Origin of the sequence: Achromobacter sp. ACM04, assembly GCF_014851465.1 — a bacterium.
GTDB lineage: Bacteria > Pseudomonadota > Gammaproteobacteria > Burkholderiales > Burkholderiaceae_B > Achromobacter > Achromobacter aegrifaciens.
Genome location: NZ_JACUZS010000004.1, coordinates 262,547 through 274,778 on the forward strand (window position 1 = coordinate 262,547; position 12,232 = coordinate 274,778).

Sequence of the window (12,232 nt, forward strand, 5' to 3'; positions counted from 1 at the left end):
CTCGTCAGCTCTTGTGTTTGCCCAGATAGGCCTCGCGCACGCGCTCGCTGGCCAACAACTCCTGGCCCGTGCCCTCCATCACGATGGAGCCCACTTCCAGGACATATGCGCGGTCGGAGATCGCCAACGCCTGGTTGGCCATCTGTTCGACCAGCAGGATCGTCATGCCGCGCTCTTTCAGCGACTTGATGATCTTGAAGATCTCGGCCACGATCAGCGGCGCCAGTCCGAGCGAGGGCTCGTCCAGCATCAGGATGCGCGGCTTGCTCATCAAGGCGCGGCAGATGGCCAGCATCTGCTGTTCGCCGCCAGAAAGCGTGCCCGCGTATTGCGCGCGGCGCTCCTTCAGGCGCGGGAACATCGCAAAGCACTGCTCGATCTCCGCAGCCAGTTCAGCGGGCGATTCCTTGCGCAGGAACGCACCCAGCATCAGGTTGTCGTAGACGGTCTGGTCGGGGAACACCTGGCGCCCTTCCGGCACGTGGGCGATACCCAGCCCCACCCGCTTGTGCGCGCTGATCCCGCTCAGACCTTGCCCGGCGAACGCGATGTCGCCAGTGGATTTTTCGATGCCCGACAGCGCGCGCATCATGGTGCTCTTGCCCGCGCCGTTGCCACCGATGATGGTCACGATCTCGTTCGTGTCCACATGCAGCGACACCTGCTTCAGGGCATTGACGGCGCCATAGCTGACCGCCAGGTTCTTGATGTCCAGTAAACGGCTCATTGCGGTCTCCTATGCCGGCGCGCCCAGGTAGGCTTCGATGACTTTCGGATTCTCCTGGATGTGGTTCGGCAGGCCCGAAGCGATCTTCACGCCGTAGTCCAGCACCACGATATGGTCGGAAATGGCCATGACCAGATCCATGTGGTGCTCGATCAGCAGGATGGTCAGGCCCATGTTCTTGAGCTTCACGATCAGGTCCGTAAGCTGGTCGGTTTCCGCAGGATTCAGGCCTGCGGCAGGCTCGTCCAGCAACAGCAGGTCCGGCATGGCCGCCACCGCGCGCGCGATTTCCAGGCGGCGCTGCAGGCCGTAAGGCAGGCTGTTGGCGGCATCGTCCGCGTAGCGATCCAGCTCGAAAAACCGGAGAATGGCATAGGCCTGGCGGCGGATGCGCCGCTCTTCGGCCAGGCTGCCGGGCAAGCCCAGCAGGTTGGAGAAGAAGCTGGACTTCTGCACCCGGTAGAAGCCCACCATCACGTTCTCCAGCGCGCTCAGCCCGTCGAACAGCTTCAGGTTCTGGAACGTGCGGCCGATGCCGGACGCAGCGATCTCATTGGGCGACAAGCCGACCATCTGGCGGTTCTTGAAGCGGATGCTGCCGGCGTCCGGCACCACCAGGCCCGACAGCAGGTTCAGGGTGGTGGTCTTGCCGGCGCCATTGGGGCCGATCAGCGACACGACGGAACCGCGCTCCAGCGAGAACGACACCTTGTTGGTAGGCACCACGCCGCCGAAGGCTTTGTACAGGTCCTTCACTTCCAGGAAGCCGGACGCCGCGCCGCCGCGGTCGGCAGGAGGCGCCGGCGTCCAGTCGGCGGCGCCCGCCTCGGCAGCCAGCGCCTCGCGCTGGCCGCGCTTGGGCAGCACCTTGGCCAGCAGGCCCGCCAGCCCTTCCGGCATGGCGTACAGCGCGAACAGCAGGATCAGACCATAGGCGAAATGCTGCACTTCCGGCCAGCGCGCCAGCATGGCGTCGATCACCGTCAGCACCACTGCGCCCAGGAAAGAGCCCCCCGGCGTGCGGCCGCCGAACAGCACCAGCACCAGGAAGAACACCGACAGGTTGAAATTGACGAAGTCCGAATTGATGTACTGGTTCTGCTGCGCCACCAGGCCGCCCGCGATGCCGCAGGTGATGGCGCTGATGGCGAAGGCCAGGATCTTGAAGCGGTAAACGCTGATGCCCACGCTCTCCGCCGCAATCTCGGACGTGCGCACCGCGGCGAAGCCGCGGCCGAAACGGCCGTTCAACAGCAGCGAGGTCATGGCGTGCAGCGCCAGGCCCAACACCACGACCACCACCACCCACTGGCGGCTGTCCAGCGTGGCGCCGCCGAAGGTCAGGCCGGTGATGCCGTAGAAGCCTTCCTGGCCCTTGAACACGTCGGTCCATTCGGACACGATCTTTTCGATCAGAAGGCCAAAGGCGATGGTCACCATCGCCAGGCTCGGCCCCTTGACCTTCAGCGCCGGAATGGCGATCACCACGCCGAAGACCGCTGAAACAACCGCGGCGCAGCCCAGCGCCAGCCAGGGATCGACCTGGTAGTTCACGGTCAGGAGCGCCACCGTGTAGGCGCCGACGCCGAACAGGCCGGCGTGGCCCAGCGACTTCTGCCCGGTCTGGCCGACCAGGATGTTGAAGCCGGTGGCAGCGATGTAATAGACCCCGATGTTGAACAGGATCAGCAGATAGAAGTCATTCAGGCCCGAATAGGCGTAGCCGATGGCAAGCGCCGCGATGACCAGCGGAATGAGGATTTTGGAGAGCTTCATACTTTCTCCGCATGCACGCGACCGAGGATGCCGGCCGGGCGGAAATACAGCACCACGATGATCAGCGCGAACACCGCGATCTCGCGCAGGTTCGAATACCAGAGGCCGATCAGCGATTCCAGCAGCCCGATCAGAAAGCCTCCAAAAATGCAGCCGCGCGGATTCTCCAGCCCGCCCAGGATTGCGGCCGAAAAGGCCTTGAGCGACAGCAGCGTGCCCACGAACACCGAGGCGGTGGCAATCGGCGCGACCATGACGCCGGCGATCGCGGCCAGCGCCGAACTGATTGCGAACACGGCAATCGCAACCGCGTTGGCATTGATGCCCATCAGGCTGGCGGCGGTCTTGCTGAACGCCACCGCGCGCACCGCCTTGCCCATCTTGGTCTTGTGCAAGGCCCAGTCGAACACGATCATCAGCGCCAGCGTGGTGCCGAACACCAGGATTTCCTGCGGCCGCACGCCGGTACCCAGGACCGTGATGATGCCCTCGCCCAGCGGCGACGCCACCGCGATGGGCGCCGGGCCCCAGACCAGCAGCGCCAGGTTCTGGATGATGATGCCAAAGCCGATGGTGCTCATCACCCAGGACAGCCCCGCCTCGCCCACGAAGTGGCGGATGGCGGTGATGTAGAGCACGTAGCCCAGCAGGCTCAGGACCAGCATGGCGGCCAGCAGGGCGAACAGGAACGTGCCCCAGGTTACGTCCTCCGGATTCGGAAAACCGATCAGCTTGCCCTGGCTGACCAGCAGGATGGCGCTGATGCCGATCAGGCCGGCCAGCGCCAGGAATGCGCCCTGTCCGAAGTTGAAGGTCTTGGTCGTGGTGTACGTGATGCTGAACCCGAACGCGACCAGGGCATAGACGCTGCCCATGGCCAGCCCGCTCAAGATGGCTTGTAGTATTTGCATGCTGGATGCCCCCCTATTGACGACTCCCCGGCGCGCCTCCGCGCACCGGGGAGAGCTCTTTCTCGTTGCCGCGCCTTCTTACAGCTTCAGGTCTTCCGGCTTGATGGCGCGGGTGTATTCGTCATCCACCGACACCACCTTGCCGTCGATCCAGCGCACCAGGCGGAAGTCCTTCACCGACAGGGCTTCGTGGCTTTCCGCTGTGAACGGCTTCTCGTAGGTCTTGATGACGCCCTTGGCCTGCGCCAGGTTCTGCAGCGCGGCTTGCACGGCTTCGCCTTCGGTCGACTTGGCCTGCTCCATGGCGGCGGCGATGAGCTTGACCGAGTCATAGGCCTGCGCGGCCATGACGTAGGTCGGCACGCGGCCGTCGCGCTTCATCAGCGTGTCATACAGCGCCTTGGACTCGGGCGAGGAGTCTTCGGTGATCGACGCCGTGAAGATCATCTTGCTGGCCAGCTCGGGACCCGCGATGCGCAGGAACGGCGAGCTCAGGTTGGCCCAGGAAGCCAGCGTGGTCGGGAAGTAGCTGATCTTCTCGAGGCTGCGCATGACGTGCGCGTTGGAATCCGCCAGCGCGTAGACGATCAGCGTGTCGGCGCCCGAACTCTTGATCTTGTTCAGCTGCGACGACATGTCCGTGTCCTTGGGACCGAACTTCTCGTTGGCCACGGGCGTGATCTTGTGCAGCGCCAGGATCTCGACCGCGTCCTTGGCGCCTTGCTGGCCGTAGCCGGTGGTGTCGGCGATGATGGCGACCTTGCCGTTCTTGCTGGCGCGGGCGGCGTAGGCCGCCAGCAGCGCGATCTGGTCGCGGTCGCGCATGGACACGCGGAACACGTAGTTGGCGGGCGACTTGGCGTAGCGGCCGGTGATGTCGGTGGCGGTGGCCACGGGCGAGATCGTCGGAATCTTCTTCTGCTGCACCAGGTGCAGCCAGGCCAGCATGTTGCCGGAGTTGACTCCGCCCAGCATGGCGTTGACCTTGACGTTGTCGACCAGTTCGTTGGTGTTCTGGATGGCCTTGGGCGGCGCGCCAACATCATCGCGCTCGACGATGACGACCTTCTTGCCCAGCACGCCGCCAGCCGCGTTCAGCTCATCGGCCGCCTGGCGCGCGCCGGCCAGCGCGGAAATGCCGAAGTCCGCCGAGCCGGTGGCCGACATGTCGCTGTTGAAGCCGATCTTGATGTCGTCGGCCAGCGCGGCGCCGCTGGCGCCCGCCAGCGCCGCCGCCAGCAGCAGGGACTTCATGGTCTTGGGGAAATGCTTGAAGTACATCTTGTCTCCTTCTGGATCACTCTGGTGACCGCTGATTGGCAATTCAGGATTGTTTGATGAGGTCGGCGGCCTTGTTGCCGATCATCATCGTGGCCGCGCAGATGTTGGCCGACGGCATGGCCGGCATCACCGAGGAATCGATGACGCGCAGATTGCCCACGCCGTGCACCCGCAACTGAGGGTCGACCACTGTGTACTTGTCACCGGCCTGGCCCATGCGGGCAGTGCCGTTGACGTGATACGACGACACGCCATAGCGGCGCGCGAAGTCCAGCAATTCGGAGTCGGATTCGCACAGCGGACCGGGCAGCACTTCGCTGTCGAAATACTGCGAAAGCGCTTGCGAACGCAGCAGCTGACGCGCCAATCGGATGCCGCGTACCAGCGTCATCTGGTCGCGCTCGTTTTCGAGGTAGTTGGCCAGGATCACGGGGTCCTGCAGCGGGTCCGCCGAACGGATGCGCACCTGGCCGCGGCTCTCGGGCCGGTGCTGCCAGACGCCTGCGGTCATGCCGGGGAAGTCATCCAGCATGCCCACATAGCCTTCCTTGTAGCTGGCGGGCGTGAACACGCCCTGCAGGTCAGGCAAGGCGAGGTCAGGCGTGGATTTCCAGAAGTAATGCAGCAGCGACGGGCTCAGCGCCATGATGCTGGGACGCTTCATCATCCAGCGGCTGATCTGGCCGGCCAGGCTCAGGCCCTTGACCAGCTGGTTCATGGTCTGGCTGTTCTTCACGCGCGCCACGACCCGCACCGAATAGTGGTCGCTCAGGTTTTCCCCCACGCCCGGCAGGTCGCACACCACGTCGATGTTGTGCTGGCGCAGCAGGTCCGCCGGTCCCAGGCCCGACAGCTGCAGCAGCTTGGGCGTGTTGATTGCGCCGCAGGACACGATCACTTCGCGGCGCGCGCGCACCGCGCGGACCTGCGAAGGGTGGGCCGGGTGGCAATAGGCCACGCCAGCAGCCTTGCCGCCATCGAACAGGATGCGGGTTGCCTGCGCGTAGGTACGCACTTCCAGGTTCTTGCGGCCCATGGCGGGCTTGAGGAAGCACTTGGCCGTGCTCATGCGCCAGCCGCGGTCGATGGTGCGCTGGAAGTAGCCCACGCCGGCCTGATCCGCGCCGTTGTAGTCGGGGTTGCGCGGGATGCCCTGTTCCACCGCGCCGGCGATGAAGGCCTCGCACAGCGGGTGGATCCAGTCTATGTCCGTGACCGGCAGTTCGCCCTTGCGGCCGCGGTAGCGGTCGTCGCCGCCCACGCGCCGTTCCATGGACTTGAAGTACGGCAGCACCTCGTCATAGGACCAGCCGGTATTGCCCAGCGCGGCCCAGTGGTCGAAGTCGGCCGCCTGGCCGCGGTTGTAGACCAGGCCGTTGATGGAAGTAGACCCGCCCAAGGTTCGGCCCTGCGGAATCGGCACGCGCCGTCCGTTGGTCTGCGCCGTGCCTTCGCTGGAGAACTGCCAGGCGTACTTCTTGTTGAAGACCGCCTTGATGAAGCCGGCGGGTATGTGCAGGTAGGGACTGCGATCCGGCGGGCCGGCCTCCAGCACGCAGACCGTCGAGCCGTCCGCGCTCAGGCGGTTGGCCAGGATGGAGCCGGCCGCGCCGGATCCCACGATCACATAGTCGAACTGATCCGCGTCGCGGAGGGAAGGCTGTGCTTGGCTCATGTCTGGATCCGCGGGCGTCAGGGAATCGCGTTGAACGACTTGCCGGCAAGGCAGACGTACTTGATTTCCAGGAACTCTTCGATGCCGTACTTGGAACCCTCGCGGCCCACGCCCGACTCCTTGATGCCGCCGAAGGGGCCGACCTCATTGGACACGGCGCCGGTGTTCACGCCGACAATGCCGTATTCCAGCCCTTCCATCATGCGCCAGACCCGCTCCAGGTTGGCGGTGTAGAAATAGGCGGCCAGGCCCGAGGCGCTATCGTTGGCGCGCGCCAGCACGGCGGCTTCGGATTCGAAGGTACTGATGCCCACCACCGGGCCGAAGATCTCTTCGTGCGCCAGTTCCATGGCATCCGTGATGCCGGCCAGCAGGGTCGGCTCATACAGCAGCGTGCCCGGCTCGCGCAGCTTGCCGCCCGCCAGGAGGCGCGCGCCGCGCGCCGTGGCGTCGTCCACCAGGCGGGCCACCTTGTCCACCGCGCGCTGGTCGATCAGCGGTCCTTGCGTAACGCCTTCTTCCAGCCCGCCGCCCACCTTCATGCGGCGCATTTCCGCCAGCAGCTTGTCGTTGAAGGCGTCTGCGACGCTGGCATGGACGTAGACGCGGTTGGCGCATACGCAGGTCTGGCCGGCGTTGCGGAACTTGGACTGCACCAGGCCTTGCACGGCCTCGTCCAGATCGGCGTCCTCGAACACGATGAAGGGCGCGTTGCCGCCCAGTTCCAGCGACAGCTTCTTGATGTTGGAAGCGCTTTGCTGCATCAGCAGCCGGCCCGTCTGGGTGGAGCCGGTGAAGGTCAGCTTGCGCACCGTGGGGTTCTGCGTCAGCTCCGTGCCGATGGGCGCGGGGTCGCCGATGACCACGTTGAGCACGCCGGGCGGGATGCCGGCCTGCTCGCCCAGCCAGGCCAGCGCCAGCGCAGTGAACGGCGTCAGCTCGGATGGCTTGAGCACCACCGTGCAACCGGCGGCCAGCGCCGGACTGACCTTGCGCGTGACCAGGGCCGAGGGAAAGTTCCAGGCGATGATCGCCGCGCACACGCCCACGGGTTGCCGGATGGCCAGCATGCGCTGGTCGCCGCGCGTATGGGGCAGCACGTCGCCATACACGCGCTTGGCTTCTTCCGCGAACCATTCGACGAAGGACAAGGCGTAATTCAGCTCGCCGCGGGCTTCGGCCAGCGGCTTGCCCTGCTCCAGCGTCAGCAGCAGCGCCAGGTCGTCGGCGTGCGCCTCGATCAGGGCATGCCATTTCCGCAGGATGGCGCCGCGCTCCTTGCCCGTCCTGGCCCGCCAGGCCGGCAGGGCGTCATCGGCGGCCGCGATGGCGCGGGCCGTCTCGGCCTGGCCCAGATTAGGCACCGTACCCAGCACGCTGGCGTCAAAGGGATTGCGCACCGTAATGGTGGCGCCATTGTCGGCGTCGCACCAGGCGCCGCCGATGTAGGCCTGCTGCCGCAGCAGCTGGCTATTCTGCAGATTCATTTGTCTCGCGCTCCATCCATCATGCTCCGCACGGTCCGCGCTGGGGGGCCGGGCGAAATTTTTTGGGGAGGATAGCCCTGGCGCCCGCCTGCGCAACAGCAGTCATTAGCGATGCCGCCATCACCATCCGCGATGACAAGCCTGCCCATGGCTACAATGGAACTTCTCGTCCGCTTTCCCGCCCGTCCCGCCATGCGTCTCGATCCCACCTCCCTCAAGCTCTTCATCAGCGTGGTCGAGCAAGGCACCATCGCCGCAGCGGCCGAACACGAGCACATCGCCGCGGCCGCCATCAGCAAGCGGATCAGCGAGCTGGAAGAGAACCTCAAGATCCGGCTGCTCATCCGCACCAACAAGGGCATCCGTCCCACGCCGGCCGGCGTCGCGCTGTCCACCATGGCGCGGCGCGCCCTGCACGAACTGGATGAAATCTCGGTCCACATGCGCGACTACTCGCGCGGCCTGCGGGGCTTCATCCGGGTGCACGCCAATATTTCCGCGATCACCCAGTTCCTGCCCCAGGACATCAAGCTCTTCCTGAACGACTACCCCAACGTGCAGGTCGACCTGGAAGAGAAAATCACCTCGACCATCATCAAGTCGGTCGCCGAAAACGCAGCCGACGTAGGCATCTTTTCCGGCACCGCGCCGGACCACGACGTGGAAATCCACCCCTACCGCGAGGACACGCTGGCGCTGGTGGTGCCCGCCGACCATCCCCTGCGGGACAGGCCGGGCTTTCGCTTCGCCGACGCGCTGGAACACGATTTCGTCGGCTTGCACCGCGGCAGCGCCATCAACCGCATCCTGTCCAACGCCGCCAGCGATGAAAAGCGCAACATCCAGCTCAAGGTGCAGGTCACCGGCTTCGACGCGCTGTGCTTCATGGTGAATTCGGGGCTGGGCATAGGCGTGCTGCCGCTGGACATCGCGCGCCGCTACTCGGCCATGTTCGACATCCGCATCATTCCCCTGACCGAACCCTGGGCGCGGCGCCAGATCCAGATCTGCGTGCGCTCCTTCGACGCCCTGCCCACGGCTGCCAAGCTCTTCGTGAACCACCTGAGCAAGCGCCAGCCCTGAACCCGGGCCGGCGCCTGCCTGCCACCCTACTGCTTGAGTTCGTCCGGCTTGATGCTGCGGCTGACTTCGTCGTCGACCGTGACCACCTTGCCATCGATCCAGCGCACCAGACGAAAATCGCGGTACGACAGCGCTTCGTGGTTTTCCTTGGTAAAGGCCGGCGCGTAGGTCTTGATCACGCCGTCTACCTTACCCAGCTTGTCCAGCGCCTGCTGCACCTTCTCGCCGTCAGTGGAATTGGCCTGCGTCATCGCCGCCGCCAGGATCTTGACCGAGTCATAAGCGTGCGCCGCGAACACATATGTCGGCAGCTTGCCGTCCTTCTTGATGATGGCGTCGTAGAGCGCGCGCGATTGCGGCGTGGAATCCTCGGTGATGGAGGCGGTGAAGATCATCTTCTTGGCCAGCTCCGGCCCCGCGATACGCAAGAACGGCGGACTGAGGTTGGCCCAGGAGCCGAGCGTGACCGGGAAGTAATTGATCTTTTCCTGGCTGCGCATCAGGTGGCCGTTGGCGTCAGCCAGCGCATACACGATGACTGTATCCGCGCCCGCGGCCTTGATCTTGTTCAGCTGCGACGACATGTCCGTGTCCTTGGGACCGAACTTCTCGTTGGCCACGGGCGTGATGCCGTACAGGCTCAGCACATGCGCCGCATCCTTGGCGCCCTGCTGCCCGTACCCAGTGGTGTCGGCGATGATGGCGATCTTCTTGTTCTTGGTGGCCTTGGCGGCGTAGGCCGCCAGGAGCGTGATCTGGTCCAGGTCGCGCATGGACACGCGGAAGACGTAGTTGGCCGGCTCCTTGCCATAGCGGTTGGTGATCTCCGTGGCCGTGGCCGACGGCGAAATCGTCGGCACCTTCTTCTGCTGCACGATGTGCAGCCAGGCCAGCATATTGCCGGAGTTCACTCCACCCAGCATTGCCACGACCTTCTCGTTGTCCACGAGTTCGTTGGTGTTCTGGATCGACTTGGGCGGCGAACCCACGTCGTCGCGCGGCACGATGACCAGCTTGCGGCCCAGCACCCCGCCCGCCGCATTGATCTCCTCGGCGGCCTGCCGCGCCCCGGAGAGGGCCGACACGCCGAAGTCGGCGGAGCCGCTGGCGGACATATCGCTGTTGTAGCCAATCTTGATGTCGGCCTGCGCCCAGGCGCCCGGCGCCAGGGCCACGAAGGCCGCCGCGCAGGCAATGCGGATTAGCTGCTTCTGCTTACTCATTACTTTGTCTCCTGACTAGATGTAATGCTGCTTCGACTTGCTTCCGCCATCGGTCTGTGCGCCGTTCGCGGTCCACCCTGCGCGCTGATGCCGTGGAAATCGTCCAGGTCTCGCCCAGGACGCTAGAGAATCAATTCGATCGGATTCTCCAGCAATTGCTTTACCGCCCCCAGGAAGCGCGCGCCCAGCGCGCCGTCCACCACGCGGTGATCCGCCGACAACGTAAGGCTCATGACGTGGCCCACGCGGATGTCGTCGCCGTCGACCACCGGCTGCCTGACCACGGCGCCCGCGGCCAGGATGACGCTTTGGGGAGGGTTGATGATGGCGGCAAACTCGCGCACGCCATGCATGCCCAGATTCGACAGCGTGAGGCTGCCGCCTTCGTATTGTTCGGGTCGCAAACGGCCACGGCGCGCCTGTTCCGCCAACTGCGCGATCTCGGTGGAGAGCTCGCGCAGGGATTTCCGGTTCGCGTTGCGCACGATGGGCGTGATAAGTCCGGACTCCAGCGCCACGGCGATGCTCAGGTCCACCTGGCCCAGCTGCACGATGCCTTCGTCCGTCCATTGCGCATTGATGCCCGGGACTTGGCCGGCCGCCCGTGCCACCGCCATCGACAGCAGATCGTTAAGGGAATGGCGCATGGGCTCACGCGCAGACTCGCTGCGCGCATTCAATGCGGCACGGGCGGCCAGCAGCGCGTCCATGCGGCAATCCACCGTCAGGTAAAAGTGCGGCACCTGCTGCTTGGACTGCACCAGGCGGCGCGCGATGGTGGCGCGCATGGAACTGTGCGGCTGCAAGCCGGCGCTGGAGACCGGCGCGGCGGGGGTAGCCCCGGATTGTGCGGATGCCGCGGCGGCATTCTCGATGTCGATCCGCACGATGCGGCCGTTCGGGCCGCTGCCGGAAAGCGTGTGCAGGTCCACGCCCAGCGCGCGCGCCAGGCGTCGCGCGGATGGGCTGGCGAACAGGCGCTGCTCCGCCAGGCCCGAACGATCCCCGGATGGCAGGTCGGCCGCAAGGGCAGGACGCGTGACGGCCTGGGGAGCCGCTGCTGGCGGGTTCGCGATTGCCGGTGGCGGACTGGCGGCCGGCTGCATCGCACCGCCCCGGCGCAGCAGCGTCGCGATGACGCCGCCTACCGGTACCTCGGCATCGCCCGCGGGCACATGGATGCGGTCCAGCACCCCATCGTCCAGGGCTTCCAGTTCTATGACGGCCTTGTCGGTCTCGATCTCGGCCAGGATATCGCCCACCTTGACCGTGTCGCCGGACTGCTTCAGCCACTGCAGTATCTTGCCCTGCGTCGTGCCCGCGCCTATGGCGGGCATCACGACCTCGATATCCATGTCTTACTCGCTCTATGTGTTGGCCAGATTGCCTGTCTTCTCGATGTACAGGGCTGCGTCCGATATGTCCGCCACGATGGCCGCGCGCGCAGCTTCGCCGTCGCGGCGCTTCAAGGCGTCCAACAAGGCGGCGTGGTGGCTGAAGGATTCCCAGCTTTCGGACTTGCGGTCCTTGCTGCCCATGCTGAGTGAAAACAGCGGCGCGATCTGCAGCCAGATGTTCTCTATCATCGTGACCAACAGAGGCATTCCGGCCGCCTCATACAGCGTGAAATGCAGATTGCGGTTGGCCTCGATGGTCTTCAAGGTATCGATCTTGCGTTGATGCCCAAGTTTGTCGAACTCGTCGGCGTAGCGCTGTATGCGCGCCACGGTCGCATCCGTCATGATCTGGGCCGCCTCGGCCGCCGCGAAGCCTTCCATGCAGCAGCGGATGCGCACGATCTCGCGGAACTTGGTCAGGCCGGGCTTGGGCACGCGCAGGCCACGGCTGGGCAACATTTCCAACGCCCCTTCGGCGACAAGTTTGTTGACCGCTTCGCGTACCGGCATGGGACTGGTGTTAAGCACCGAGGCCAGCCCGCGCAAGGTGACTTTCTCTCCCGGCGGCACGGCGCCGCTCATCAGGAGTTCACGGGTCCGTTGATAGATCTGATCCGCGACGGTGACGCGTTCCTGCTTTTCGAGCAGGCCTTCCAGTGTGCTGTTGTCCAT

General features: G+C 65.1%; 10 protein-coding genes. 1 reads left to right on the top strand and 9 read right to left on the bottom strand.

Going from position 1 to position 12,232, the window contains the following annotated elements; translation table 11 throughout:
* Positions 1–4: 4 nt before the first annotated feature.
* From IB259_RS23145 to IB259_RS23170, 6 genes are all read right to left on the bottom strand, one after another.
* Positions 5–727 (bottom strand): ABC transporter ATP-binding protein, encoded by a 723-nt coding sequence (locus IB259_RS23145; RefSeq protein ID WP_192330187.1) that lies wholly within the window; start codon positions 725–727, stop codon positions 5–7.
* Between the two features lie 9 nt (positions 728–736).
* On the bottom strand, positions 737–2,503 hold the full coding sequence (locus IB259_RS23150; RefSeq protein ID WP_175213076.1) for an ATP-binding cassette domain-containing protein: 1,767 nt from the start codon (positions 2,501–2,503) through the stop codon (positions 737–739).
* Positions 2,500–3,414: a branched-chain amino acid ABC transporter permease gene (locus IB259_RS23155; RefSeq protein WP_082401234.1), complete on the bottom strand. Its 915-nt coding sequence runs from the start codon at positions 3,412–3,414 to the stop codon at positions 2,500–2,502. Before IB259_RS23155 ends, IB259_RS23150 begins: the two co-directional genes overlap by 4 nt.
* A gap of 78 nt (positions 3,415–3,492) precedes the next feature.
* Complete coding sequence (locus IB259_RS23160) at positions 3,493–4,695, bottom strand: ABC transporter substrate-binding protein (RefSeq protein WP_054457647.1); 1,203 nt, start codon at positions 4,693–4,695, stop codon at positions 3,493–3,495.
* A 43-nt stretch (positions 4,696–4,738) separates the two neighbouring features.
* Entirely contained in the window at positions 4,739–6,370 is a 1,632-nt protein-coding gene (locus IB259_RS23165; RefSeq protein ID WP_192330188.1) for a GMC family oxidoreductase, read from the bottom strand.
* A gap of 17 nt (positions 6,371–6,387) precedes the next feature.
* Complete coding sequence (locus IB259_RS23170) at positions 6,388–7,857, bottom strand: NAD-dependent succinate-semialdehyde dehydrogenase (protein WP_175182025.1); 1,470 nt, start codon at positions 7,855–7,857, stop codon at positions 6,388–6,390.
* A 192-nt stretch (positions 7,858–8,049) separates the two neighbouring features.
* On the opposite strand from IB259_RS23170, the gene IB259_RS23175 reads away from it, so the two are divergent.
* A complete protein-coding gene (locus tag IB259_RS23175) occupies positions 8,050–8,940 on the top strand; it encodes a LysR substrate-binding domain-containing protein (protein ID WP_054457650.1) in 891 nt (296 codons plus the stop codon).
* Between the two features lie 26 nt (positions 8,941–8,966).
* On the opposite strand, the gene IB259_RS23180 is transcribed toward IB259_RS23175, so the two are convergent.
* From IB259_RS23180 to IB259_RS23190, 3 genes are all read right to left on the bottom strand, one after another.
* Positions 8,967–10,163, bottom strand: a complete 1,197-nt coding sequence (locus IB259_RS23180; RefSeq protein WP_054457651.1) for an ABC transporter substrate-binding protein — start codon at positions 10,161–10,163, stop codon at positions 8,967–8,969.
* 122 nt (positions 10,164–10,285) lie between these two features.
* The gene (locus IB259_RS23185; protein WP_175160864.1) at positions 10,286–11,518 is read right to left on the bottom strand and encodes a dihydrolipoamide acetyltransferase family protein; all 1,233 of its coding nucleotides are present in this window, start codon (positions 11,516–11,518) and stop codon (positions 10,286–10,288) included.
* Between the two features lie 12 nt (positions 11,519–11,530).
* The gene (locus IB259_RS23190) at positions 11,531–12,232 is read right to left on the bottom strand and encodes a GntR family transcriptional regulator (protein ID WP_054457653.1); all 702 of its coding nucleotides are present in this window, start codon (positions 12,230–12,232) and stop codon (positions 11,531–11,533) included.